Source organism: Paractinoplanes durhamensis (assembly GCF_016862175.1).
Classification (GTDB): Bacteria; Actinomycetota; Actinomycetes; order Mycobacteriales; family Micromonosporaceae; genus Actinoplanes; species Actinoplanes durhamensis.
The window spans coordinates 262177-286472 of sequence record NZ_BOML01000021.1 but is presented as its reverse complement, the minus strand read 5'-3'; the positions used below and the strand labels follow the sequence as shown (position 1 = coordinate 286472).

General features: G+C 71.4%; 22 protein-coding genes. 9 read left to right on the top strand and 13 right to left on the bottom strand.

The features are described from left to right. The first annotated feature begins 183 nt into the window (after positions 1 to 183). Entirely contained in the window at positions 184 to 489 is a 306-nt protein-coding gene (locus Adu01nite_RS13300; RefSeq protein ID WP_203726927.1) for a helix-turn-helix domain-containing protein, read from the top strand. 77 nt (positions 490 to 566) lie between these two features. After that, positions 567 to 1124, top strand: coding sequence for an ATP/GTP-binding protein (locus Adu01nite_RS13295; protein WP_203726926.1), 558 nt, complete (start codon positions 567 to 569; stop codon positions 1122 to 1124). Here Adu01nite_RS13295 and Adu01nite_RS13290 read toward each other — a convergent pair. Further along, entirely contained in the window at positions 1090 to 1983 is an 894-nt protein-coding gene (locus Adu01nite_RS13290) for an alpha/beta fold hydrolase (RefSeq protein ID WP_203726925.1), read from the bottom strand. The two genes, Adu01nite_RS13295 and Adu01nite_RS13290, sit on opposite strands and share 35 nt — an antisense overlap. A gap of 56 nt (positions 1984 to 2039) precedes the next feature. Here Adu01nite_RS13290 and Adu01nite_RS13285 point away from each other — a divergent pair, with 56 nt between their 5' ends. Then, positions 2040 to 2630, top strand: coding sequence for a TetR/AcrR family transcriptional regulator (locus Adu01nite_RS13285; protein ID WP_203726924.1), 591 nt, complete (start codon positions 2040 to 2042; stop codon positions 2628 to 2630). On the opposite strand, the gene Adu01nite_RS13280 is transcribed toward Adu01nite_RS13285, so the two are convergent. Both Adu01nite_RS13280 and Adu01nite_RS13275 read right to left on the bottom strand, forming a co-directional pair. Continuing rightward, positions 2627 to 3655 carry a carboxypeptidase-like regulatory domain-containing protein gene (locus Adu01nite_RS13280; RefSeq protein ID WP_203726923.1) on the bottom strand — a complete coding sequence of 343 codons (1029 nt, stop codon included), beginning with the start codon at positions 3653 to 3655 and terminating at the stop codon, positions 2627 to 2629. The genes Adu01nite_RS13285 and Adu01nite_RS13280 overlap by 4 nt on opposite strands. A gap of 104 nt (positions 3656 to 3759) precedes the next feature. After that, on the bottom strand, positions 3760 to 4752 hold the full coding sequence (locus Adu01nite_RS13275) for an endonuclease/exonuclease/phosphatase family protein (protein ID WP_239132364.1): 993 nt from the start codon (positions 4750 to 4752) through the stop codon (positions 3760 to 3762). Positions 4753 to 4867: 115 nt separating this feature from the next. On the opposite strand from Adu01nite_RS13275, the gene Adu01nite_RS13270 reads away from it, so the two are divergent. Continuing rightward, positions 4868 to 6223: a DUF2786 domain-containing protein gene (locus Adu01nite_RS13270; RefSeq protein WP_203726922.1), complete on the top strand. Its 1356-nt coding sequence runs from the start codon at positions 4868 to 4870 to the stop codon at positions 6221 to 6223. A 24-nt stretch (positions 6224 to 6247) separates the two neighbouring features. On the opposite strand, the gene Adu01nite_RS13265 is transcribed toward Adu01nite_RS13270, so the two are convergent. The 5 genes from Adu01nite_RS13265 to Adu01nite_RS13245 all read right to left on the bottom strand — a co-directional run bounded on the left by Adu01nite_RS13265 (position 6248) and on the right by Adu01nite_RS13245 (position 11004). Continuing rightward, entirely contained in the window at positions 6248 to 6397 is a 150-nt protein-coding gene (locus Adu01nite_RS13265) for a type II toxin-antitoxin system HicB family antitoxin (protein ID WP_239132363.1), read from the bottom strand. A gap of 65 nt (positions 6398 to 6462) precedes the next feature. Next, positions 6463 to 7536, bottom strand: a complete 1074-nt coding sequence (locus Adu01nite_RS13260) for a hypothetical protein (RefSeq protein WP_203726920.1) — start codon at positions 7534 to 7536, stop codon at positions 6463 to 6465. A gap of 169 nt (positions 7537 to 7705) precedes the next feature. After that, positions 7706 to 8908, bottom strand: a complete 1203-nt coding sequence (locus Adu01nite_RS48460) for a mannosyltransferase family protein (protein WP_203726919.1) — start codon at positions 8906 to 8908, stop codon at positions 7706 to 7708. After that, positions 8905 to 9870, bottom strand: a complete 966-nt coding sequence (locus Adu01nite_RS13250; protein WP_203726918.1) for a glycosyltransferase family 2 protein — start codon at positions 9868 to 9870, stop codon at positions 8905 to 8907. Before Adu01nite_RS13250 ends, Adu01nite_RS48460 begins: the two co-directional genes overlap by 4 nt. A 156-nt stretch (positions 9871 to 10026) precedes the next feature. Continuing rightward, a complete protein-coding gene (locus Adu01nite_RS13245; protein ID WP_203726917.1) occupies positions 10027 to 11004 on the bottom strand; it encodes a metallophosphoesterase family protein in 978 nt (325 codons plus the stop codon). Between the two features lie 156 nt (positions 11005 to 11160). Here Adu01nite_RS13245 and Adu01nite_RS13240 point away from each other — a divergent pair, with 156 nt between their 5' ends. From Adu01nite_RS13240 to Adu01nite_RS13230, 3 genes are all read left to right on the top strand, one after another. Further along, positions 11161 to 11355, top strand: a complete 195-nt coding sequence (locus Adu01nite_RS13240) for a hypothetical protein (RefSeq protein WP_203726916.1) — start codon at positions 11161 to 11163, stop codon at positions 11353 to 11355. After that, positions 11322 to 14060 (top strand): LuxR family transcriptional regulator, encoded by a 2739-nt coding sequence (locus Adu01nite_RS13235; protein WP_239132361.1) that lies wholly within the window; start codon positions 11322 to 11324, stop codon positions 14058 to 14060. Before Adu01nite_RS13240 ends, Adu01nite_RS13235 begins: the two co-directional genes overlap by 34 nt. Positions 14061 to 14259: 199 nt before the next feature. Further along, entirely contained in the window at positions 14260 to 15876 is a 1617-nt protein-coding gene (locus Adu01nite_RS13230) for a methyl-accepting chemotaxis protein (protein WP_203726915.1), read from the top strand. Between the two features lie 133 nt (positions 15877 to 16009). Here the strand turns inward: Adu01nite_RS13230 and Adu01nite_RS13225 are convergent, their stop codons facing one another. Beyond that, positions 16010 to 17026 (bottom strand): NADPH:quinone reductase, encoded by a 1017-nt coding sequence (locus Adu01nite_RS13225; protein ID WP_203726914.1) that lies wholly within the window; start codon positions 17024 to 17026, stop codon positions 16010 to 16012. A 68-nt stretch (positions 17027 to 17094) separates the two neighbouring features. Here Adu01nite_RS13225 and Adu01nite_RS13220 point away from each other — a divergent pair, with 68 nt between their 5' ends. Together Adu01nite_RS13220 and Adu01nite_RS13215 are read left to right on the top strand one after the other, a co-directional pair. Then, the gene (locus Adu01nite_RS13220) at positions 17095 to 17769 is read left to right on the top strand and encodes a helix-turn-helix transcriptional regulator (protein ID WP_203726913.1); all 675 of its coding nucleotides are present in this window, start codon (positions 17095 to 17097) and stop codon (positions 17767 to 17769) included. Positions 17770 to 17826: 57 nt separating this feature from the next. Next, positions 17827 to 18288, top strand: coding sequence for a DUF3291 domain-containing protein (locus Adu01nite_RS13215; protein ID WP_203726912.1), 462 nt, complete (start codon positions 17827 to 17829; stop codon positions 18286 to 18288). Here Adu01nite_RS13215 and Adu01nite_RS13210 read toward each other — a convergent pair. From Adu01nite_RS13210 to Adu01nite_RS13195, 4 genes are all read right to left on the bottom strand, one after another. After that, complete coding sequence (locus Adu01nite_RS13210; RefSeq protein ID WP_203726911.1) at positions 18275 to 19249, bottom strand: NAD(P)-dependent oxidoreductase; 975 nt, start codon at positions 19247 to 19249, stop codon at positions 18275 to 18277. The two genes, Adu01nite_RS13215 and Adu01nite_RS13210, sit on opposite strands and share 14 nt — an antisense overlap. Positions 19250 to 19272: 23 nt before the next feature. Continuing rightward, positions 19273 to 22605 carry a beta-L-arabinofuranosidase domain-containing protein gene (locus Adu01nite_RS13205; protein WP_203726910.1) on the bottom strand — a complete coding sequence of 1111 codons (3333 nt, stop codon included), beginning with the start codon at positions 22603 to 22605 and terminating at the stop codon, positions 19273 to 19275. After that, a complete protein-coding gene (locus Adu01nite_RS13200) occupies positions 22605 to 23594 on the bottom strand; it encodes a COG1470 family protein (RefSeq protein ID WP_203726909.1) in 990 nt (329 codons plus the stop codon). Before Adu01nite_RS13200 ends, Adu01nite_RS13205 begins: the two co-directional genes overlap by 1 nt. Before the next feature lie 74 nt (positions 23595 to 23668). Beyond that, positions 23669 to 24286, bottom strand: a complete 618-nt coding sequence (locus tag Adu01nite_RS13195) for a hypothetical protein (protein WP_203726908.1) — start codon at positions 24284 to 24286, stop codon at positions 23669 to 23671. Positions 24287 to 24296 lie beyond the last annotated feature (10 nt).

The window sequence follows — 24296 nt, the reverse complement described above, 5'->3', positions numbered from 1 at the left end:
TAATCCCTATTTAGCACAAGGCGAGATCACGACTCAGCACAGCATCTCGAAACCCCGACCCTAGGCCAACGACTATAGTCGTGAGCACAGGCGTGCGGGTATCCGTGTCGCTCCCACCCAGCCCATACACCCGCCTTGGAGCGACTCCGGACCCCACCTCAAAGACCGCGAAGGGGACTGACGATGACGGGTTACCACACCAAGTGGACCGTTCCCGACGAACACAGGGAAGGTCCCGAGTACGTCGAAGCTGGCGCTCGAATCGCCGTCGGTCAGGCCGTCTATGACCGGCGGACGGTCCCGGGCATCAGCCAGGCCGCGCTTGCAAAACGGGCAGGCTCGACACAGACCCTGATCTCACGACTGGAGGGCGGCGCGGTCACCCCGACACTTCCTCTGCTGCACCGCCTGGCACGCGCCCTGGAAAGCGAGCTCGACCTCAAGATCACAGGCACCGGCCTGCGAGCCGAGTTCCCGATCGCCTCGTAGATTGTGAGTGGCAGTCGGCCCATCAGCGCCGCGCCACCCGGCGCTGCCGATGGGTCGGATCAGGGGTGGGAGCACGGATGAGGGTCGCGGTCTCCGGGACGCACGGGATCGGGAAGACCACGCTGGTCGAAGCGCTTTGTGCGCGTCTGCCGGGGCACGTCATGGTCGACGAGCCGTACTACCTCCTTGAGGAAGAGGGGTATGAGTTCGGGCTTCCGCCGTCGCCGGAGGATTACCGGGCGATGCTGGCCTGTTCGGTTCGAAGCCTTCGGGTGCCGGCGACGTCCGGGGTCGTCTTCGACCGCACGCCGCTCGACTATCTCGCTTACCTGGCCGCCGGCGGGGCGGATCCAGCGGAGCAGGCCGATGCCGCCGCGTTGCGGCTCGCGTTTGCGACGCTCGATCTGCTTGTCGTTGTGGTGATCACGCCGGAGACCGAGCGGCTCCTGCCTGCCCCGGAGTTGCCCGGCCTCCGCTCGCGGATGAACGACGCGCTCCTGGAGCTGGTCTACGACGACCCGCTCGACGCCTGGCCGGACACCCCTGTCCTGGAGTTGAGCGGACCGCTCGACGACCGGCCGGCGGCGATCCTCGCTGCCCTCAAACCCGAAGGAAGTCCTCCAGGATCTCGGTGAAGCGGGCCGGCTGTTCCTCGGCGGGGTAATGGCCGCAGTCGTCGAGGACGAAGCCGGTGACGTCGTCGGCGGCCAGGCGCATCGTCTGGGCGGCGTTCGGGCCGCTCCACAGTGCGCCGCCGACGCCGAGCACCGGCAGGGTCAGCCGAGTTTTGCTGCGCTGCTCGTTCTGCGCGATCGTCTCGTCCAGGGCCCGGTAATACGCGAAGCTCGCCCGCAGCGCGCGCGGATCCGCGGTGATCGCGTCGACGTAGACGTCCACGGCGTACGACGGGATCGCGGTCGGAGTGGCCGCCTTGGTGGCGAACTGCCAGCCGAAGAAGAGCCGCTCGCGGCCCCGGACCAGCTCCTCGTTGAGGTCGGTGAGGCGGTTGAAGCCGAACTGCCAGAGCCTCTGGTTGGCCGCGGCCGAGCCGAAGAACGGCGGCGACGGCGTGAGGCCGGGGATCACCGCCTCGACGATGGCGAGGCGGGTCACCCGCTCGGGGTGATCGGCGGCGAGGGCGTAGCTGGTCCACGTGCCGATGTCGTGGCCGACCACGTCGAACCGGTCGTGCCCGAGCGCGGCCATCAACGCGACCAGATCGGCGGCGAGCGTGCCGGCGTCGTACCCGTCATCGGGTTTGTCGGAAAGCCCGGCCCCGCGCGAGTCGACGGCGACGACGGTGTGGTGACGGGCGAGCGCCGGCATGATCTCCCGCCAGGCGTACCAGGTCTGCGGCCACCCGCCGACCAGCAGCAACGCCGGGCCGACGCCACCGGTGACGGCGTGCAGCCGCAGCCCGTTCACCTCCACGAGCCGGCTGGTGAAAACGTCGGTGAACCCATCGGGCAGCCGCAGCGAACTCAATTTGGTCATGCCGCCGACCATACCCATGTTTGAACGATCGGTACAAGATGGGTACGCTGACGACCATGGCGGGACGCAAACAATTCGACGTGGACGAGGCGCTACGGCGCGCGATGCTCGTCTTCTGGCGCTGGGGCTACTCGGAGGCCTCGATCGATCGCCTCACCGAGGGCACCGGCCTGGGCCGGGGCTCGCTCTACGGCACCTTCGGCGACAAGAGCAACCTCTTCCGAAAAAGCCTTTTGCGGTACGCCGAGACCTACCACCCGCTGTACGAACAGGCACTGTCCGGCCCGCACCCGAACCCGTCCGCCGTGATGGCCGCCTTCCTGCAGGTCTCCCTGAACCGCATCGCCGACCCGAAGGTCCCGGACGGCTGCCTGCTCACGATTTCGGCAACACAGTTCCCGGCACTCGACGCCGAGGGCCAGGCGATGGTCCGCGGCATGATCGACCTTTTGCTGGCAAGGCTGGCGCAGGCATTGCGGGCGGCGGGGGCCACCGAGCAGGAGGCGACCGAGCTGGCGTTGTGCACGCTGGCAACAAACAAGTCCCTGGCCGTGCTGAGCCGAGCCGGCTTCGCAGGCAAAGACCTGGCCACCGTCGCCGCAGCCGCCGCCCGCATCCCGACGACGCCGACCAGCGTCGATATTTAGGCTCGGTAGCCACCCTGCGGCGGCCCGCCGTACGGGCCGGTGCGCAGCACCGCGGTCGGAGCGTCGGCCATTCCCCCGCCGGCCGCCGCCCCGGCCGATGCGGTCCGCCGGCGCATCGCCACCAGCGCGAGCGCTCCCAAGCCCGCGGCGACCAGCAAGCCGCCCAGGATGAAGAACGGCAGCGAACTGCTGCTGTCGTCGCTGACGGCCTTGAGGGTGGGTGGCGTGGCCGCGGGGGTTTCGTCCGCGGCCGGCGGGCTTGCTGCCGCCGCGGCCGACGACGGCGGTGCCGTGGTGGGCGCGGCCACCGCGGCGAGGGTCAGCCGCACGGTCGCGACGTCGCCGGCGGTGCCCCGGACGGTCGTGCGGGCGGTGCGGTAGCCGTCCAAGGTCGCGCTGACCGTGATGGAGCCCTCATCGATCGGCTTGCCGGCGCTCGACGTGATCGAGAACTGGCCGCTGCGGTTGCTGGTCGTCCGGTATTCGTGCCCGGCGCTGTCCCGGATGGTCAGGGCCGCGCCGCCGATCGCCTTTCCGGCGGTGTCGCGGACCCGGCCGGAGACCCCGCTCACCCCGGTCGCCGGCTCGTCCTCGCCGGGCGACGACGCGCCCGCGCCGTGGACGTAGACCATCTTGTAGGCGAAGCTGTTCTGCCCGCCGAGCCGTACGCCGATCGAGATGTTGAGGCCGGTGATCTCACCCGGCCGGGCATCGGGGGCGACGACCGTCGCGTCGAACGTCTGGCCCTGGCCGGCTCCGAGGTTCGGCTCCACCCGGCATCCGGCGGTGCATCGCAGGCCGCCGCCGACCACCACGATGGCCGTTTCGGCCCCGCTCCCGTTGTTCGTGACGCGGAATCGCACGCGTACCTTCTCGCCGGGCTTCACGTTCTCCGCCGACACGCTCACGATGCTGACGGTCTCCGGGGCGGCCGCCGCGGGTGCCGCCGACACCGCGAGCGTCCCGCCGGTGAGTGCGATCAATGCGGCGACTCGGGCCCATCGGATACGTACGCGCGTCGTCACGTCCCACCAACTTCACCAAAGGCAAGCGACACCGGTCGATGGCGCGCGGGCCACTATGCCCTGTCCGGGAGGGTTCGCGCGACCCGCCACCAAATGTCTGACGATCAGGGCAGGCGCAGACGGACCTGGACCGGCAGGTGGTCGCTGGGGTACTGCGATCCGCGGCGGTAGGTGTTCATCAGCGCGGCCAGCGCGGTGACGCCCGGCGAGGTGAGGATCCAGTCGGCCTGCACGCCGTTCGGTACCAGCGTCTGGAAGTTGTGGATCGTCGCATACGCGGGGCCTTTCGACGGCGCGGTGATCCAGGTGTCGCGGAGGCCGGCCCCGTCGACGAGCAGGTGGTAGACGGCGCTGGTGGACGTCGCCGGGGAATTGAAGTCGCCGGTCAGCACGATCGGCGAACTGCCGAACGTGGCGATTCGTTGCGCCAGCAGCGCCGCGCCGTGCCGCCGGGCATTCTCGCTGTAGTTGTCGAGGTGGGTGTTGACCGCGTAGAAATGCCGCCCGGTCTCCCGGTCGGCGAACAGCACCCAGGTGACCATGCGAATGGACCTTGAGCCCCAGCTGATCGAGCCCGGGACCGACGGTGTGTCGGAGAGCCAGAAGTTGCCCGACTTCTGCGCGACCAGCCGCGTCCGGTCGAAGAAGATCGCCATGTGCTCGCCGCGGTCGCCGCCGTCGCGGCCCAGGCCGATGCGGTCGTAGTCCGGGCCGAGGTCGCTCTCGATGTCCCGCAACTGATCGGGAAGCCCCTCCTGGGTGCCGATCAGGTCCGGCCGCTCGGCGGCCAGCAGCGCGCGCGTGACCGGGCGGCGCTGGGCCCACGAGTGGGGCGCGACGGCGGCGGCGTAGCGCAGGTTGAAGGTCATGACCTCCAGGTCGGCCCGCGCGGCCGGCCCGGCGAGCGACTCCATCGCGCCGTGCGACGAGCCGGCTTCGACCGGCGGGCTCACGACGGCCGAAATGCTCGGGGACGCCGGTCCGGGCACGGGCCGGACGTCGCGCATCGGCAGCCGCGCCCGGGCCGCGCCGAGCCCCAGGACGGTGAGTGCCAAGACGATCGCCCCGGACAGAAGTCGACGACGGTCAATGAGCACCGTCCGACCGTAGCAAGATCATGTAGGAGGCCGATTCCACCCGATCGAGTGCGTCCATGAGCTTGGCGGCTTGGGTAGCGTTGACGGCTGCCGGAATCGGGTGGAGCGGAGATCAATGGGCAAGAACAGTCGCGAGCGGCACAAGGCCAAGCGGAAGGCGGCGGAAGCCGCGCAACGCCGGAGGTCCGCGGGTCCCGCCGACGCCGATCCGCTGGGCCTGTTCGGTGCACCGCGTGTTCCGGCGCAGACCGAGCTCGCGGAACAGATCATCGATCAAGCGATTCATGCTCGGTACGACGGCGACAGCGCCGAGCTCGACCAGTGCAGCGCCCTGTTGATCATGGGTCCGGGCGGTGCGACCGGGATCCAGGTCGTCAACCGTGTCCTGCTGGCCAGGCTGCTGCGCGATGTGGAGCAGGCGTGGCGGCGCGGCTGGCAGCCGGCCGAGTTGGTCCGGGTGGCGCGCCGCGAATCCACCGCCCGGCACGGCCGTCTGCTTGTCGATGCCATCGCGGCACAGATGCGCGACTATCCGAAGGCGACCGTCGACCAGCGGTGGCATGCACAGCTGGTCGCACTCGAAGCCGAGGTCTGGTGGGAACACGACGACCACTACGTGACGACCTGGGCCGACCGGCAGGGCGTGGACCGCGCCACCGTGGTCACCGCGTTCATCGACGTACTCACTCTGCTCGCGTCGTTGCCGGCGATCGAGGTGGTCGGCCCGGCGCCCGGGGATGCGCGCCCGGCCGCGGTGTCCGCGCCGGCGGACCTCGATCAACGGATGCTGGACCGGGTGCGGGCGTTGCTGGCCAAGGCGGAGTCCACCGACTTCCCGGAGGAGGCCGATGCGTTCACCGCCAAGGCCCAGGAGTTGATGGCGCGGCACCGGATCGACCACGCCCTGCTGGTGGCCACGACCGGCCAACGCGACCAGCCGGTCACCCGCCGGATCGCCGTCGACAATCCGTACGAGGCGCCGAAGTCACTGCTGCTTCAGGTCGTCGCGGAGGCGAACAGCTGCCGGGCGGTATGGGCGAAGCGGTTCGGATTCACCACCGTAGTCGGCTTCCCGCAGGATCTGGACTCCACCGAGTTGCTGTTCACATCACTGCTCGTGCAGGCAACCCGGGCAATGACAAAGGCCAAACCCAGCATTGACGCGTACGGACGTAACACCACCCGCTCGTTCCGGCAGTCTTTCCTGACGGCGTACGCGACGCGCATCGGTGAACGACTCAGCGCCACCACCGACGAGATCGGCGAGGAAGCGGCCGACTCGGCAGTCAGCAGCCAGCTGCTACCCGTGCTCGCGGCCCGCGACGAGGCCGTACGCAACGCGTTCGACAAACAGTTCCCCCACCTGACACAGCACACGACAACCATCAACAACCGGCAGGGCTGGGCATCAGGCCGGGCCGCCGCCGACCGCGCATCACTGCAAGGCCGGAAAGCGGTCGCCCACGAGTGAATCCCACCGCCGGCCCGGGCGAGGTCAGGGCGCGATCAGGCCGGCGAGCGCCTCTCGCAGGTCATCCAGTGCGGCTTCCGCGGTGTCACCCTCGCCATGTGCACCCAAGCCTGGGCGCAGCCGGGCGTGAGCGCACCACACCCCGTCCTCGTCCTGCTCAACGAGGACCGACACGGCAACGGTCCGAAGCTGCCCCGAGTACATTCACATGACTATAGTCGTACGACCATCATTGGCGCTCATCGCAGCTGCGGGAACTGCGTTCGCAGGGCGGCGTAGGCCTGGTGGTAGCCGTCGCGGCCGTGTACGAAGGCCAGGCAGACCACCACCTCCATCGCGGCCACCAGGGAGTCCTCCTCGGCCGAGTGGAACAGGGTGGTGATGGCCCAGTCCTGGGGTGACTGCTCGTAGTCGCCGTCGGGCGGCGACGGTCGGCTGGTGCGCGGTGGCTGCGCCTGTCGGAGCACGCTCCAGCAATGGCCGGAGTCGTCGAAGGGCGGCGGGGCCGGGTCGCCTCGGCGCAGCGCGGCTACGGCCGGGGCCAGCTGCGGCAGCCCGATCAGGCCGGCCTCCTCCAGGCACTGCACCGCCGCCCAGGCCGCCACCTGGCGGTGCGTCCGGTCGTCGGCGTCGGCCAGTGCGAACTCCAGGTCCATGTCGAGCCGGGAAAGGACCTCCAGGTAGAGGCCGACGCCGAACTCCAAGGTGCGGCGCAGCCGCTCGGACGGCACGCGGCCACCCCACCGCTCGCGCGCCCGCTGTTCGAGCTCGTCGACCGCGGCCTGCTCGTTCTCCTGCTGTTCCGGCTCGGTCAGCGTGCGCCGTGCCCGGTGCCAGTAGGCCGCTCGCTCGCCGGTCTGCTTGACGATCCGGCCCGGCGCCGGCGCGCCCGGCCAGAACTGCAGCAGGTACGAGTCCGGCGTCCCCTCGACCTCGTCGGCCTCCTCGAAGCCGCGAACGCAGTATCGGACCCGATAGTCGCCGCGTGGCACGGTGAACTCGTGCCGGTCGCCCATCAGCCCGGTCAGCGACGCCTCCTCGGAGAGCGCCGTGAACGAAACCTCCACGACCTCTTCCCACGCCGGGTCGAGCACCGGCTCGGCGTCGTGCAACTCGAGCCGGAAAGGCACCCACCCGGTGTGCGTGCCGACCTGGAACTGCAGGTAGCCCGGCACACCGGCGCCGCACAACCCGTTGCTCTCGTCGGCCCACGGCGCGTCGAGGTCGACGTCGTCGAGGTCGTCCCCGCACATCAGCGACGCGGACCCGTACGAAAGAAATACCCGCGGCTCGTCGAACAGCACAGTCACCATGAACTCGGCACCTCTCCACGCCCCCGCGGCGCCCCGATTCCATGATCTCGCACCCGCCCGCGCGGCGGGCTTCAAGTCTTGCGCCGGTGGCGTCCCGCGAAGTCGTCGTCCTGGGTGAGCTCCACGGCCAGGGTCTGGGTGAGCCGGTCGATGGTGCTCAGTCCGCCGATCAAGCGATGAGGAACGTTCCGGCCATGAAGACGGCCAGGAACACGGCCTGCAGGCCGGCGCCGATCAGCAGGACGGTCCGGTCCACGACCTGGTTGGCGCCCAGCCGGGCCAGCACGAGGAAGATCGCCACCGCCTCCATCGCGTAGCGGGCCGACGACTGCATCGAGCGGCCGCCCACCTCCGTCGACATCAGGAAGACCAGGGTCAGCGCGCCCTGCACCACCAGGTAGAGCTGGTCCCGGCGGAACTTGACCGGGCCGGCCACGCACAGGATCAGCAGCACCACGGCGACCAGGATGGTGCCGGCGTCGAGCAGCGCACCCAAGGTGGACTTCGACAGCAGGCCGTGGTCCATCTGGCGGAGTGCGATCAGCCACGCCTCGCCGGGGACCGTGTAGCGGCGGCCCCACTGGTCCTGGGCGGCGCTGAACGCCAGCGGATTGCCCAGCTCCACCCAGCAGTAGACGCTGTAGGCGAGCACGCCCACCGGCACCAGGCCCAGCGCCAGCACGTCCGGGCGGAGCCGGCGCGGCCGCCATCCGATCTGGCGCAGGTATTCGATCGCCAGCGGGACCATCAGCAGCAGGCCGAACAGCCGGGTGGCCGAGGACAGCGCGCCCAGCGCGCCGGCCAGCCACCAGTGCCCACGCCGGCCGGCGTACAGCGCACCCACCGCCAGCAGCAGGAACAGCGACTCGTTGTAGCCGATGAAGAGGAAGAAGCCGGTCGGGAACGCGGCCAGGTACCAGGTGGCCCGCTGGGCGACCCGCGGACCGAACTCGTACTCGGCCAAGCGGTGCAGCACCGCGAGGGCGCCGATCGCGGCCGCGTTCGCCACGACCAGGGCGCTGACCAGGGCACCGCCCGGCAGCACCGCGTCGCCGATCCGGATCAGCAGCGGGTAGAGCGGGAAGAACGCCGGGAAGCCGGGGCCCAGGTGGTAGCCGCTCTCGGCGATCCGGATGTAGTGGCCGGCGTCCCAGCGGTTCCAGCCCAGGAACATCGTGGCCAGGTCCGGGGTCTGGCCGTCGGCGCGGGGCAGCCAGGCCATCGCGCTGACCACCAGGTGCATGACGGTGACCGCGGCCCACACGGCCGGCGAGGCCAGGAACGCGGCCCGCCAGGGACGGCGGCCGGGCGCGACGAGCGGCGCGGTGACCGGGTCGGCGACCGGCGCGGGCGCGGTGAGCAGAGTGGTCACCGGACGCCCGCATAGTCACGGGTCTCTTGCACGGCCGAGTCGGCGGCGACCACGTAGTCGGGGCGGCCCTGCAGGGTGGTGAAGATGCGCGCCACGTACTCGCCGAGCAGGCCCAGGCAGAGCAGCTGCAGCGCGCCCAGGAACACGATCGCCACCAGGATCGACGTCCAGCCGGGCACCACCGTGCCCCACAGGTGGGCGGCCAGGCCGGCCGCCGCGAGCATCATGCACAGCACGATGCCGGCGCAGCCCAGCCAGGTCGCGACCCGCAGCGGGGCGGCCGAGAAGCCGGTGAAGCTGTCGAGGGCGAGCCGGATCATCTTGCCGAGCGGGTATTTCGAGCGGCCGGCCGCCCGGCGCTCCCGGGTGTAGGTCACCTCGCCGCTGGGCAGGCCCAGCCACGGCACCAGCAGGCGGTAGACCGGGCGGTGCTCGGGCAGGCCGGTCAGGGCGTCCACCGCCGTCCGGCTGAGCAGCCGGAAATCGCCGGCGTTGGGCGGCACCTCGGCCCCGACCACCCGGCGCACCAGCCGGTAGTAGAGCCCGGCCGTCCCGCGTTTGAACGCGCTGTCGCTGCTGCGGTCGGCCCGCACGCCGTGCACCACGTCGAGGCCGTCGGTCTCGGCCAGGCGCAGCATCTCGCCGATGACCTCCGGCGGGTCCTGCAGGTCGACGTCGATGCTGACCACGTACTGCCCGCGGGCCCGGTGCAGGCCGGCGGTCAGCGCATTCTGGTGGCCGCTGTTGCGGCGCAGCCTCACGACGCGCAGCTGCGGCCACCGCCGGCGCATCAGTTCCAGTACGGCCGGGGTGGCGTCCCGGCTGCCGTCGTCGACGGCCAGCACCTCGTACGGCACGGCGAGGTCATCGAGTACGGGACGGATCCGGTCCGCGAACAGCGGCAGCACGTCCTCCTCGTTGAACACGGGCACGACTACGGACAATCGCGGCACGCAGCTCATCGGTCCCTCCCCTTCGTGATCATTACGTGGGAAAGGCTGGCCAACGAGCGGCCGTTGCCGGACCGCTGGTCAACGACGTGGCACGTTCATGGGAGTTGCACAGGAGACGCACATCTCTTCTTGCTCGATGCTGCAACCTGCGGCCGTGCCGACTCGTCACGGGAGCCCCAGCGCATCGATCAGCTCGATGGTCCGGCGCGGGGTGCGGCACTTGCGGGCGAGGCTCGTCTCGTCGAGCCGGCCGGCCCGGGCCTGGAACAGCAGGGCCGCCGCCGGGTGCGCCCGCATCTGCTCGGCGGTGAGTTCGGCGGCGAGCCGGTTCGCCTCGGCCGCCATGGCCGGAAACCTCGCCCGCAGCCCGGCGGCCCAGTCCGCGCGGCCGTCCAGCCAGTCCTGCGTTTCCGGGCGGGCGTAGCGGCGGATCGCCTCGGCCAGCTCGTCCCAGGTGAGGTCGAGCCAGGGCCGGGCCTGCAGGACCGGCAACTGCCACGCGCGCTTGGCGATCGACCAGTAGTCCGTCCGGGCCGGGACCGCGTGGATGGTGAAATCGGGGATGCACAAGGCCGTCAGGTTCCCGCCGTGGCAGGCGCCGGTGTCCAGGCCGTAGATGCGGCCGTCGAGGACCATCGGCTCCGGGCCGGTGACGTGGTGGCCGAACGCGACCGGCTTGGCGTCGGTGTAGTGCTCCGGCCAGTAGGTGCCCGGGAACATCGCGGCCAGTTCCTGCTCACCGCTGGTCGAGCCGCACAGGATCGCCGCCCGCTGCTCGGCGAGCGGAATTCCGGAAAGGATCGCGGCGTGCACCACCCGGACGTCGTCGTTCTCGAAGAAGTAGGGCAGCGTCCGCATCCAGTCGACCGTCTCGGCATACCGGTCGCCCAGCTGCAGCCGGGTGATCTCCTGCGCATAGGAGAAGATCCCGCGGACATGCTTACGTTCGTGGTTACCCATGACCGCGATCGAGTTCGGGCGCTCCCGGAACAGCCCGGTCACCTCGCCCGGCGCGGGGCCGCGGTCGACCAGGTCACCCACGCTGACCAGCAGATCGTCCGGTTGGAGATCGACCCGATCGAGCAGCTCGACCAGCTCGTCGAAGCAGCCGTGGATGTCGCCGACGATGACCGTACGCCCCATCGCAGCGACCCTAGTAGGTATGCCTAGACGGCTCCGACCGGCCCGCGTAAGTACCCCTGACCAGCGAAGATAGGGCAACGCTCCCGATGTGGCCAGGCCCGCCTCAGCCAAGAATTGAGTCATCACCGGCGGACAGAGAAACAAGGGAGCCAAGCCATGTTGATCCACTCGGACCTGATGCTGACCCTCGCCAACGACCGGCACCGTGAGCTGATCGCCGAGGCCGACCGCCGCCGGCTGCTGGCAAGCGCGCGGGACGCCCGCAAGGCCCGGAAAGCCCCGGCGGTTCGGGGCCGGCCCGCCGGTAACCTTGCGTCGTGCGAAACCTCCGCGGTGGTGCCAGCCCGGTGATGATCGGGCGGGAGAGCGAGCTGCGCCGTCTGGCGCGGCTCGCTTCGGCGCGTGAGCCGGCCGTCGCGGTCGTCGCGGGCGAGCCCGGCATCGGCAAGACCCGCCTGGTCAGCGAATTGCTGGCGACCCTGCCGGCCGAGACCGTGGTGCTGGTCGGGCAGGCCGAGCCGGGTTCGCTGTCCCGGCCCTACGAGGTGCTGCTCGACGCCATCGACGGCCGGCCGGAGGTCGACGAGGAGCAGCTGGCCGCGCTCACCGACGCGGCGCACAGCCCGGTCGAGCGGCTGCACATCGGTCTCGCGATCCTGGCCGACCTGATCGGTGACTCCCCCGCCGTCGTCGTCTTCGAGGACCTGCACTGGGCCGACTCGGAGAGCGCGGCGCTGTTCGAGCGGATCGCCGACCAGCGCGGGCCGCGGCTGCTGATCGGCACCTACCGGCCGGACGAGGTGACCCGGCGGCAACCGGTGGCGGGCCTGCTGGCCCGGCTGGAACGCCGGCACGCGGTCACCCACGTCCGGCTGGATCGGCTCACCCCCGCGCAGACCGCGGCGCTGCTGGCGGCGGCCACCGGCGCTCCGGCGCCGCTGCGCGCCGCCACCGCTCTTCACCACCGCACCGGCGGCAACCCTTTCTTCCTGGAAGAGCTTTTAAGAGCCCTCCCGGGGTACGCGGTGGACGACCTCGTCGAGCAGCCGCTGCCGTGGAGCCTGGCTGACGTGCTGCGCCGCCAGGTCGACGACCTCGACCCGGTCAGTCACCGGATCGTCGAGGCGGCCGCGGTGCTCGGCCACCGCATCCCGTTCGACCTGCTCGCCGACGTGACCGGCACCGGCGAGGACGAGTTGATCACCGTCCTGCGCGACCTGGTGACCCGGGGTGTCCTGGTCGAGTCCGGTGAGGACGAGTTCGCCTTCCGGCACGCGCTGGTCCGCGAGGCGATCGCCGACCAGATGCTCGGCCGGCAGCGGCGCCGGCTGCACGAGGCCGCGCTCGACGTGCTGCTGGCCGGTGGCGCCTCCGATCCGGCGATGGTGGCCCACCACGCGCGCGGCGCCGGGCGCTATGACGACCTGATCGCCGCCGCCCGCCGCGGCACCGCGCTCTACCTGTCGATCGGTTCGGCCTATCAGGCCCTGCAACTTGCCGAGATGGGTCTCGACGAGCTGCCCGACGACCCCGGCCTGCTGGCCGGCGCGGCCCGCGCGGCGTGGCTGGCCGGCCTGCTCGACGACGCCCTGCGCTACGGCCGGCGGTGGCGCGATCTGGCCGGCGCCGCGATCGACCGCTCCGAGGCGCTCTACCTTCTGGTCCGGATCGCCTGGGAGTCCCGCGAGCCGGCCGAGATGCGCACCCTGACGCACGAGATCGAGACGCTGATCGCGGAGCTCCCGCCGGGCGAGGGGCAGGCGCGGGCGATGAACGCCATCGCGCAGTCGGCCTACCTGCGCGACGAGCTCGACGCCGCGCTGCTCTGGTGCGAGCGGGCCCTCGCCCTGGCCGAGGAGTTCGACCTTCCGACGATCCGGCTGACCGCGCTGCTGGAGAAGGGGTCGGCCCTCACCGAGCGCCCGCACACCGCCGCCGACGGCCGCAAGATCCTGGCCACGGTCGTCGACGAGGCGGAGAAGGCGGAGCAGTGGGTGCTCGCCGCCAGTGCGCTCAACATGCTGGTGCAGGGTGAGCCGCCCAGTTCGCCGATCGAGCACGCCGAGACCCTGGAGCGGATGCGGGTCGACGCCGAGCGGGCCGGCTTCGAGTCGATGGCGGTGGCCACCTACTTCCAGGGCCGGGCCCGGCTGGCGGTGCGGGCCGGCGACCTGGGGGCCGCGATCGCCGCGCTGGAGGAGGGCCGCGAGCAGGACAGCGGGCTGCGCCGCCGCGGCCGCTGGGCCGACTACCACGGGGTCTTCCTGGCCGGGCTCTATCTGGAGGCCGGCGAGCTGGACGGGGTCGAGCGGATCATCGCCGACCTGGCCGCGGTGCCCAACAACCCGCCGACCGTGATTCCCGGCCTGGCCTTCAACCTCGCCTGCCGCCGCGGTGACCTGCCGCGTGCCGAGGCGGCGCTGGACGAGTTCATCGCCGCGCTGGCCGGGCAGTCGTGGCGCAGCGGCGAGCAGGCGCAGGACCTGGTCGCCGCCGCGCTGGATGCCGGCCTGCCGGCGCACCGGCTCGACCAGATGGGCCGCGAGCTGCTCGACGCCGACGTGTGGGACGCCTACCGGACCCTGGTCGACGCGCAGCTCGCCGAGGTGCGCGGGCAGCACGCGGACGCCCTGGCCGGCTACGAGTCGATCATCGAGGCGCACATCCTGGCGCCGGCGACCCGCGGCACGGTCCGGGTCGGCGCCGCCCGCTGCCTGCTCGCCGCCGACCGGCGGGCGGAGGCCACCGCGCACGTGGCGGCGGCGACGTCGCTGCTGGGCCAGTGGCGCGGCTGGCGGGTGGCCCAGCTCGACCGGGTCCGCACCCAGCTGGGCCTGGCCCCGGCCGACGCGCCGGCCGCGGTCACCGGCCCGGCCGCGCTCACCCCGCGCGAGCGCGAGGTGGCGGTGCTGATCAGCGACGGCCTGACCAACACCGAGCTGGCCCGGCGCCTCTACATCTCACCGAAGACCGCCGCCGTACACGTCTCGAACATCCTGCGAAAGCTGGGCGTCTCGTCCCGCACCGAGGTGGGCGACGTCGTCGGCCGCAGCTGAAATCAGGGTCTGTCCCGTCGACCACGCGGGAGCAAGGCGCCGGCGCAGCGGTGGCCACGTTCGCCACGGTGGCCGGGTACCGGCGAGTTCCATGCGCCGACCAGGCGAGAGGCCAGACCGCCGCCGGGCGGCGTGATCCGCGGGCAAATTTCGTATTTTTGGTGAATTAAGCCGATAGGATGGTCGGCGGAGGATCGACGTGAACGTGCTTCGGCGCATGCGGGTGACCACACGCCTGGTGACGGGATCGCTCATCCTGGCGCTGTGCGTGGTGGCGATGTGGATGGCGGCCGTCTGGTCGGCGCACACCACCCGGGCCACGGCCCAGGCCCTGGCCCGGTCGGAGGCCCAGCTCGACGCGGCCCAGCAGCTGAAATACCGGGTCACCGACGTGAGCGGCTGGCAGGCCGGCTACGCCTTCAACATCGTCCGCGGGGCCGCCGACGCCACCAGCGACGCGGCGCCCGAGCGGGCCGCGTTCATGAAGTCGATGACCGCGTTCGTCACCGAGGTGGACGAGTTGGCGGCGCTGCCGCTGAACGCGTCCGAGCAGACCGACGTGGCGACGATCAGGGCGGCGTTCCAGAAGTTCGCCGACCTCGACGACGAGGTGATCGCCGCCTACCGGGCCGGCACCCGCGCCCAGATCGAGAAGGCCAACGAACTGGTGGCCGGCCCCGGCCTCGACCTGTACGCGGTGATCGCCGGCGGCGTCGACCGGCTCCTCGGCAGCGCCCGCGATCGCGAGACGATCGCGCACGAGCGCGCGGAGAGCACCGCGATCCAGGCCGGCCGGGTCGCCACCGGAGTCGGCGTGCTGACCGTGCTCACCTCGGTGGTGCTGGCGGTCATGATGGCGTGGTCGATCATCCGGCCGCTGAGCGCGCTGCAGGAGCGGCTGGCCGACATCGCCGAGGGCGAGGGCGACCTGACCCGGCGGCTGGAGACCACCGGCCACGACCAGTTCACCGACGTCAGCCGGTCGTTCAACCTGTTCGTCGACAAGATCGCCGGCACCGTGCGGCAGATCGCCGCCTCGGCCGAGACGGTCGCGCACTCCAGCGAGCGGCTCACCGCCACCGCGATCCAGATCATGGTGGACGCCAAGGCGACGTCGCGGCAGTCGATGGAGGTGGTGCTCGCGGCCGACGAGGTCGCCACCAACGTGCGTACGGTCGCGACCGGCACCTCCTCGATGGGCGGCTCGCTGACCCGGATCGCCGGCACCGCGACCGAGGCCGGCCGGGTCTGCGAGCAGAGCGTGCAGGCCGCCCGGGCCACCCAGGTCCTGATCCGCCGGCTGGCCGGGTCGAGTCAGGAGATCGGCGACATCGTCCAGGCCATCACCGCGATCGCTCAGCAGACCAACCTGCTCGCCCTGAACGCGACGATCGAGGCGGCCCGGGCGGGCGAGTCGGGCAAGGGCTTCGCGGTGGTGGCGGGCGAGGTGAAGGACCTGGCCCAGGAGGCCGAGAGCGCGGCCGAGAACATCGTCACCAAGGTGCAGATCATCCAGCAGGACACCACGACGGCCACCACGGCGATCGGCGAGATCGTGGAGATCGCCACCCGGCTGGGCTCGTTCCAGACGGCGATCGCGGCCGCCGTCGCCGAGGAGACCGCCACCACCGACGAGATCAGCCGCACGATCAGCGAGTCGACGACGAGCTCCGCGGACATCGCGGCGAACATCGCCACCATCTCGACCGGCGCGCAGCACACGACCAGCGGCGTGATCGAGATCCAGGCCGCAACCCAGGAGCTGTCCCAGCTGAGCAACGGCCTGCGAACGCTGGTCGCCCAGTTCCGGGTTTAGGGCCGGTCCCGCCGATCAGGCGGCCCGGCGAAGGCCCGGCGGCGGAAGAACGCCCAGACACAACAAACCTGCCGGCCAACGCAGGCCACCACCTGGACCTTGCCTCGCACCCACGTGATCGGCAGGGCCGGCCCTATGCCACGTCGACCAGGACCTTGCCGACCGTGCCGTCCTCGACCGCTTGGTGGGCGTCGGCGGAGCGGCTGAGTGGGAAGCGGACCAGCGGGAGGCCGTGCTCCTCGCCGACCGGCAGGGCGCCGGCCTCGACCGCGGCGGTCACGTCCTCGGCGGCCGCGGCGAGGGCCTGCTCCCCCACCGTGTAGAGCACCAGGAACTGGAAGCGGGTGTTCAGCATCATGTTCTGCCGCACGTCGAGCTCGACCGGCTTGGCGCCGTCGTTCGCGTACGTCGCGATCGTGCCCCGCGTTCGCAGGACGGCCAGGTCGAGGGCGAGGTTGGCGCCGAGCGCCACCTCGGCGACGATGTCGACGCCGTCCGGCGCGATCGCCCGGATCGCGGCAGCCGGGTCGCCCGCGCGGTAGTTGACCACGTGGTGGGCGCCGGCCGCGGTGGCCAGCGCGGCCTTGGCCGGGCCGCTGACCGTGCTGATCACGGTGGCGCCGGCCCAGCGGGCGAGCTGGATCGCCGCGTGCCCGACCGCCCCGGCCCCGCCCGCGGCCAGCACCACCTTGCCGTCGAGCGCGCCGGGGTGCAGCCGCGACGGCCCGCCCTCGGCGACGGTGAGGGCCCGGTGCGCGGTGAGTGCGGGCACGCCGAGCGACGCGCCGAGGTCGAAGCCGGCCGCCGCGGGCAGCGGTGCGGCCCGGCCGGCCGGGACCACGGTGAACTCGGCGGCGGTGCCGGTCGGGCGCCCGGCGGCGGCCATGAACACCCACACCCGCTCGCCGACCCGGCCCGGATCGACCCCGGCGCCGACCGCGTCGATCACGCCCGCGCCGTCGAGGTGCGGGGTGACCTCGGGGAACTGCTTGGGGTTGGTGGCGCCGGAACGCGTCTTCCAGTCGGTCGGGTTGACCCCGGACACGGCCACCCGCACCCGGACCTCGCCGGGGCCGGGGACCGGCACCTCCCGGTCGACGAGCTCGAGAACGCCGGGTGCACCGTTGTCGCGGTAGATGATCGCCTTCATGCCTCCGATCCTTCCACCGGCCCGGCCGAGGCTCTAGCGACAAGCGGCGTTGGTAATACGATTGGCCGGTGACCTCCCCGGATGATCTTCGCGATCTCGACGCCCTGGCCAGCCTCACCGACCCGGTGCGGCGCCGGGCGTACCAGGCGATCGCGGACGCGGCCGGACCGGCCGGGCGGGACGACGTGGCCGAGGCGCTCGGCATCGGCCGTACGCTTGCCGCGTTCCACCTGGACAAACTCGTGGCGGCGGGGCTGCTCGCGGTCTCGTACGCAAGAAGGTCGGGAAAAACCGGCCCCGGCGCCGGGCGTCCCGCCAAGCTGTACCAGGTCGCCGCGGCGGAGCACGCGGTGAGCGTGCCGCCGCGCGCCTACCGCGGTGCCGCCGAACTGCTGGCCGAGGCCCTCGAGGAGGCGGGCGCCGAGGAGACGCTGAACCGGGTGGCCCAGCGGCACGGCCGCCGGACGCCGGCCTGCGCCGACGCGACCGCCCTGCTCACCGGCCAGGGCTACGGGCCGGTGGCGGCCGGGCCCGACCGGATCGAGCTGCGCAACTGCCCGTTCCACCGGCTGGCCGAGCAGTTCCCGCCGGTGATCTGCGGAATGAACCTGGCGATGATCAGCGGCCTGCTGGACGGCGCCGGCCTGGACGGCGAGTGGACCGCCCGAATGGACGCGGCCCCCGGCCGCTGCTGCGTGACGCTCTCCAAAAACCTACGTGAATCTCCCCAAGAGGCCGTGTGACGCTCTCTAAAAAGTAATCCCATTGACAATAGAACGAAGGGCTGGTGAGCTGGGGACATGACCGACTTCCACCTGGCCCAGATGAACACCGCCCGTCTCCGCGCCCCGCTGGAAGACCCCTCGATGATCGAGTTTGCCGAGGGCCTCTCGCTGATGAACGATCTCGCCGACCGCTCGCCCGGCTTCGTCTGGCGTCTGGCCGGCGAAAATGGCGACGGCACGATCGTCGCCCCCACCGACCCGAGCCGGATCTACACGCTTTCGGTCTGGGAATCCCCCGAAGACCTCCGGGCGTACGTCTACCAGTCCGGCCACCTCGACTACCTGCGCCGCCGCCGGGACTGGTTCGTGCCGAACGGGCCGCGAGCCGCGCTCGTGCTGTGGTGGCTCCCGGCCGGGAAGGTCCCCACCCTGCGGCAGGGCATCTCCCGGCTCGGCCGGCTGGACGGCAATGGCCCCACCCCGGACGCCTTCACCTTCCGGCAGCTGTTCCCGGCGCCCGAGCTCAGCCAGCTGTAGGCAGACCCTCGACCACCTGGCCGGCGGTGATCTCCGCCGGGACCGTCTCGGGCTTGCCCTCGGCCAGCGGCCGGTCCGCGATGTCCGCCCAGACGGCCGCGAACGCCTCGAACAACGCCGGGGTCAGCCCCGCCTCGGCCTGCGACCGGGCAATCTCGCGCATCTCAGCGACGTAGCGACTCGCCTTGGTCGAGGCGAGCGCTACCTCGTACGGGGTGCCGAAACTCGCCCCGAGATCGGCCATGACGGGTTCCAGGACGCCGTGCGACGACGCGGATCGCATCGCCTGCGCCATCAGCCCCATCAGGCCCTTGTAGACCGACGCGGTGGACATCTTCACCGCGCTGGCCGCGCCGGCCCGCGGCCCGACCACCACCGGAACGGCGTGCGTCCAGTGCAGGCCGGCCACCTCCGAGGCGCGCGCACCGGAGAGGTAGACGGTCGCCCCGGGCCGCACAGTGGGCGGCGGACCCGAGATCGAGCCGTCCACGAAGTCGAGACCGGCAGCGCCGATCACCTCGGCGACCCGGCCGGCCGTCGCCGGCGCGATGGCATTCAGATCGACCACAAGCTTCCGCCCGGCCGGCGCCTGGAGACCGCCCGGCGCGGGAAGGCCAGCCTGCGCGGCAAGCCCAGCCTGCGCGGCAAGCCCAGCCTGCGCGGCAAGCCCAGCCTGCGCGGCAAGCCCAGCCTGCGCCGGGAGGGTGACCTGCGCCAGGGCGGCGATCTCGGTGGCGGCGTCGATCGCCGCCCCCGGAGGGGTGACGACGAGGATCACGTCCGCCTCCGCGATCGCGTCGGCCGGGCGGGCGACGACGCGCAACCCCGCCGCCCGCACCAGCCCGGCGGTGCGGGCGGATCGACCCGCCAGGGAGGTGACCACGTCGTGTCCGCCCGCGCGCAGTGCCCAGCCCAGCCCGGAACCCATGTGCCCGGCACCCACCAAACCAATGATCGTCATGGGCACCAGCCAACCGCATCGGGTCAGCCGTAGGCGACCTCGAACTCCGCGGTCACCGACTGGCCGTCGATCGTGCCGGTGGCCCGCACGCGAGCGGTGCCGGCCGGGATCGCCGCGGCCCGCGTGTTGAACGACTGGTAGGCCGATTTGCCGGGGGCGACGTCGGGGACGGTTTTTGAGCCGTACGACGTGATCAGCTCGATCGTCAGCGGGATCTGGTCGGTGTTGCGGGCGGTGACCGCCACGTAGATGGACGCGCCGATCCGCTGCGTCCGAGCCTCGGCCGCGACCTGCAACGGCTCCTCGGTGGCCAGGTCGGCGCGGGCCGCGACCGCCGCCGCGACCACCGCGTTCTTCTCGGCCGCGGTGAACACGCCCGCGGCGACGAAGCTCGTGGCCGTGTCGGTGACCGCCGTGACGAAACGGTCATGGGTGGCGAACGGCGCCTGATCCCAGACCAGGTCGAGGAAGGTCGGCCCGTCGGTGCCGGGCGAGATAACCCCGGTGACGGGTACGTCGTACTTCGGGAGCCCGTCGTTGCGTCTGCGGTTGGGCACCCCGGCGTCGATCGTGCCGAACACGATGGCCGGTTCGACGCGGCGGAAGTACGACGACGCGGCCTGGTTGTCGCCGAGGTAGTAGGGCCGCAGGGTGAGGCCGGCGGCGGTGAAAGTCGGATCGCCGGCCGCGGTGTCCGGCCCGGCGGTGATCGCCGCCCGGGAGTAGTCGCCGTCCCGCTTGAGATCGCGGTAGAGGGTCAGCTCCCGCCAGGTGCTCGCCGCGCCGAGGATCTGCAGCAGCACCGGCCCCCAGAAGATCGCCTGGCTGTCCGGCCGGTCGATGGCCCGCTCGATCCGGATGCTGAACGGCATCCGCACCTCCACCACGTCACCCGGGCTCCACTCGCGGCTGAGCGTCACATAGGACGACGGCTGCGCCGCCACGTTCTGCGAAGCACCGTTGACCGTGACGGTGAAACCCTTGGTGGCCCAGCCGGGCACCCGCAGCTTGAGGTCGAGCGGCCCGCTGCCGTCGACGGTCAGCGTCACCCGGTCCGATCGCGGGAACAGCGTCTCCTGGGTGACGGTGAAACCCTTCGCGGCCCAGGTCAGCGTGGACGGAACGTACAGGTTGACCCAGAGGGTGCCGCCGTCGGCCGCCTTGAGATAGATCGTCTCCTGGTATTTCGTGTGGTTCTCCAGACCGGTGCCGCCGCAACAGGTGCCGGTGTTGCCGTAGCTGCGGACCGTGCCCGAGCCGAGCGGCTGGAAGTAGGTCACCTGCGGGTCGCCCGTCGACGTGGTATCGGCCCGCGACCCGGCGATCATGTTGAGCATCCCGCGCTCGTAATAGTCCAGGTAGGCCGGGTCATGGTCGTGCAGGAACAAATTCCGGGCCAACTTCATCAGGTTGTACGTCGTACAGGTCTCGGCGCCGCTGGTCTGCACCGCGTTCGCGATGTTGTCGCGGTTCTGGAACAGCTCGAGGTTGTTGTTGGAGCCCGGGTAGTTGCCGCCGGTGCCGCCGTTGGCGAAGGCCCGGTGCGGCACCACCATGCCGTAGAAGTTCTTGGCGGCGGCGAAGTACTCGGGGGCGCCGTCGTGCTCGAAGACCCGCAGGTAGCCGATGAACTGCGGCACGTGGGTGTTGGCGTGCAGTCGCTCGGCGCGGCGCCGGCCGGGCCGGTTGGCCGCGGTGACGACGAGGATGTCGCGGTTCTCCACGGTCGCGCCGAAGAGCGACTCCCGGTTGTCGAACGCTTTGGCGGTTTCCAGGTGCTTGGCCTCGCCGGTGAGCTGGTAGATCTCCGGGAACACCTCGTTGGCGCCGCCGAACTCACCACCGATGTAGAGGTCCCACATGTAGTTGAGGTCGTCGCGGGTCAGCGGCCCCGGATAGTCGGGGTGGTTCTTGTCGCCGACGGTCAGTGCCAGGTGCGCCCAGTCGGCCATCTTGATGACGACGTCGAGGGCTTGGGCGTTGCCGGCGTGGTAGTACGCGTCGAGCAGCCCCCGCATGATCTTGTGCTGGGTGTACCAGGGCGCCCACGTGTTGGTGTCGGCGTTCCCGCCGTAGACCGCCCACCGCGGCGGCCCGAGCCGCAGCACCGCGTCCTCCGGAATGGCGCCGAGGTAGCCGGGGTGGGTCGGGACCCAGTCGGCGGCGCCGGCCGTGGAGGCGGCGACCACTCCGGCGTCGCGGCCGTTGGGCGAGGAGTCCTTGAGGGCGGTGCCCCCGGTCTCGTCGAACCGATACCAGGCGATGTTGCCGCCGTCGGCTGCCGTGTTCATCAGCGACGTCAGCTCGGCCTGGCTCAGCGCCCGGTCGAAGATGTGGAACTCGTCGATCGTCGCGTCCAGGAACGGGTCGCCGTACTGGGAGCGGCCGATCCACCGGTTGCCCGGGTTGCCGAGGTTGGCCGGGTTCAGCGTCATGGCGGTGTTGGTGCCGGCCGGCTGGCCGTTGACGTAGAGCGTGCCGGTCGAGCCGGACAGCGTCACCGCCACGTGCACCCAGGAGCCGACCGGCAGCGCCGCCGAGCCGTCGATCCGCTGCTCGGCACCGGAACCGCCGACGGTGATGGCGAAGCGCGGCACGTTGCCGGTCACCCCGGCCCGCGGGGTCAGGAACATGTTGACGGCGGTGGACTGGCCGAAGTCGAACAGCCGGGTCCAGCTCGCGGTCGAGCCCAGGTTGATCCAGGTGGCGATGGTGAAGCTGGTGAGCTGGTTGATCGCCTCCTGCGGCAGCGTGCAGTACTGCGCCTGGCTGGTCCCGTTCAGCTTCAGCGCGCTGCCAAATTTGCCCGGCACCCGGTCGATCACCGGCGCCGGCTCCTCGCCGCCGCTGCCGCCGCCGCCGCTCATCCGCACGGTGATCGCGGTCTGGCAGGCGGCGAGCTCGGTGACCATCCAGTCGAGCTTGGTCTTATAAACAGCTTCACCCTGATCTGCGTACGCCTGGGCAAGCGCGGTCATGTAGTGGCCGGCCCAGTGGCCGCTGAGCAGGCCGCCGTCCTCCCAGCCACCGGGCACGGCAACGCCCGACGGGTTGGTGCGGCCGGCCTGGTTGTTGAAGAGCACGAGAAAGCGGCGCTCGTCGTAGGCGCGCAGGAACGCCTTGGTGCGGTCGCGTTTGCTCTGCAGCAGGCCGTTGCCGAGCCGCACGTCGGCCAGGGGAAAAGGCCGGATCGGGGCGGTGGATCCGGGGCCGACGTCGCCGGCGGCCGCGAGACCTTCCGCGAGGCCGGGAGCCGCCGCCCAGGCAAGATCGGCGGGCAGGGCGGCGGCGAAGCCGGTGGAGGCGGCGCCGAGGGCGGAAAGCTGGAGGAGATGGCGTCGGCTGAGCGAAGTCACTAGGGGGTGTCCTTTCTCAGGGCTTGCCCTTCCCGCCGGGCGTCGTCGAGCAGTCGGGCCAGACGGCGCCGGGAGGCGCGGCGGTACGTGCGGAGGACGAACAGGAGGACGACGAGCAGAGCCACCGCGAGGAGTTGCGGCCATGGAACGATCCAGACCGTCATTTCGGTGGACGCCGGGAGGATCTGCGCTCCCCCACCGGCCTCGCCGAGCACGGCCGGGGTGAGCAGAACGGTGGTGCGGACCGGGCCGAGGCCCCACACGCCGCGGATGCGGCCGTCAGCCGCGCGGTTGCCGCCCGGCAGCAGCTCACCCGCGGCCGCGCCGCCGTCGCGGCGATGCGCGCCGAAGAGCTCGCTCACCGAGACACTGGCGCGGGCGTCGGCCCGCACGTTGCCGATGTTCGCGACGGTGTAGGTGACATGGATCGCGCCGGACCGCAGCGGATTCCAGGACCGCTCGTAACGGGCTTTGACCCCCTGGGCCGCGAGGGAGGCCTGGGCCGTGCCGCTGGCGCGGAGCATGACGCGGAAGCCGACGCGGCTCTCGATCTGCACGGTGCCGGAGCTGCTCAGCACCGACGCGGCGATGCCGGCCGGATGGTCGCCGGGGGTCGCGCCGGCCGGGACGGTGATGGTGAACGGGAGGATCCTGGTCTCGTTCGGCGCGACCGTGATGGTGTTCTGCACGTCGATCCAGGTGCCGCCGTCGGTGGATTTCTTGTCCGACGACAGCATGTTGAAGCGGCCGGTCGCGGTGAGGTAGCCGTCGGCCGCCGACAGCGCGAAGACCGCGCTGGTGGTGCCGAGGTTGCGGACCGCCAGGTGCTCGGTGACCTGCTGGCCAGGGTCGAGGATGCGTTCGATCCAGCGGCGCCCGTCCACGGCCGAGGCGTTGGCCGGCTGGACGGTCCAGGTGACCTTGCCGGCGTCGGCGATAGGTAGGGGCGTGGCGGCCAGCACGACGGCGGCAAAGACCTGGAAAAGCATGGGAATCCTTTCGACGGGCCGGCGGGCCGCAAAACGACCGGCGGGCCGCAAGGGGGCGGCCCGCCGGACCGGGTCTATTCGAAGAGGGAGAGCGTCAGCTTCGACCTGTAGGAACCGGCGGCCACGTCGGCCGGGGTGCGCAGGAACAGGTCGGCGTTCACCGAGTAGGCGTCGCCGGCCACCGAGGCCGAGTCGTATGTGGAGACCAGGAGCTCCTGGTCGGTGAGGCCGACGTTGTTGCCGGGCTGGGTCGGCTGGTCGAGCGAGGTGACCACCTCCTCGCCCTCACTGACCTGGCCCTCGCTGTTGCCCGCGTCGACCAGCCGCGGCTTCCAGCCGAGGTGGTCGGCGGTGATCGGGGCCTGCCCGGCACTGCCGGTGAAGTCGCTCGACGACCCGAGGACGGCCCAACTGGAGCCGGCCGGGATCTCGTCGGCGGTGCGGGTGTCGGTGACGGTCACCGTGGGCAGGGTGCCGGTGAACTGCCGGATCAGCGGCGTCGAGCCGTTCTCGGTCAGCGACACCGCGCTGCCGGCCACGGTCAGGGCGAGCACGCCCGGCACCTTGATCGGGGTGATGGTGACGGTGACGTCGACGTCGGCCGAGTCCCCGGGGTCGGCGACGGCAGCGGTCGGGAAGGCGGCCACGCCGGCGATGACGGCAACGGCGGCCAGCCGATGGCGGACGTTCATGGGTACTCCG

Excerpts from the sequence above, each read along its gene's own strand:
- Adu01nite_RS13270 (WP_203726922.1), top strand. The coding sequence starts at position 4,868 with ATGGGCAAGAACAGTCGCGAGCGGCACAAGGCCAAGCGGAAGGCGGCG.
- Adu01nite_RS13195 (WP_203726908.1), bottom strand. The coding sequence starts at position 24,286 with ATGAACGTCCGCCATCGGCTGGCCGCCGTTGCCGTCATCGCCGGCGTG.
- Adu01nite_RS13240 (WP_203726916.1), top strand. The coding sequence starts at position 11,161 with ATGTTGATCCACTCGGACCTGATGCTGACCCTCGCCAACGACCGGCAC.
- Adu01nite_RS13290 (WP_203726925.1), bottom strand. The coding sequence starts at position 1,983 with ATGACCAAATTGAGTTCGCTGCGGCTGCCCGATGGGTTCACCGACGTT.
- Adu01nite_RS13295 (WP_203726926.1), top strand. The coding sequence starts at position 567 with ATGAGGGTCGCGGTCTCCGGGACGCACGGGATCGGGAAGACCACGCTG.
- Adu01nite_RS13250 (WP_203726918.1), bottom strand. The coding sequence starts at position 9,870 with ATGAGCTGCGTGCCGCGATTGTCCGTAGTCGTGCCCGTGTTCAACGAG.
- Adu01nite_RS13215 (WP_203726912.1), top strand. The coding sequence starts at position 17,827 with ATGACCGACTTCCACCTGGCCCAGATGAACACCGCCCGTCTCCGCGCC.
- Adu01nite_RS13260 (WP_203726920.1), bottom strand. The coding sequence starts at position 7,536 with ATGGTGACTGTGCTGTTCGACGAGCCGCGGGTATTTCTTTCGTACGGG.
- Adu01nite_RS13245 (WP_203726917.1), bottom strand. The coding sequence starts at position 11,004 with ATGGGGCGTACGGTCATCGTCGGCGACATCCACGGCTGCTTCGACGAG.
- Adu01nite_RS13300 (WP_203726927.1), top strand. The coding sequence starts at position 184 with ATGACGGGTTACCACACCAAGTGGACCGTTCCCGACGAACACAGGGAA.
- Adu01nite_RS13210 (WP_203726911.1), bottom strand. The coding sequence starts at position 19,249 with ATGACGATCATTGGTTTGGTGGGTGCCGGGCACATGGGTTCCGGGCTG.
- Adu01nite_RS13200 (WP_203726909.1), bottom strand. The coding sequence starts at position 23,594 with ATGCTTTTCCAGGTCTTTGCCGCCGTCGTGCTGGCCGCCACGCCCCTA.
- Adu01nite_RS13285 (WP_203726924.1), top strand. The coding sequence starts at position 2,040 with ATGGCGGGACGCAAACAATTCGACGTGGACGAGGCGCTACGGCGCGCG.
- Adu01nite_RS13225 (WP_203726914.1), bottom strand. The coding sequence starts at position 17,026 with ATGAAGGCGATCATCTACCGCGACAACGGTGCACCCGGCGTTCTCGAG.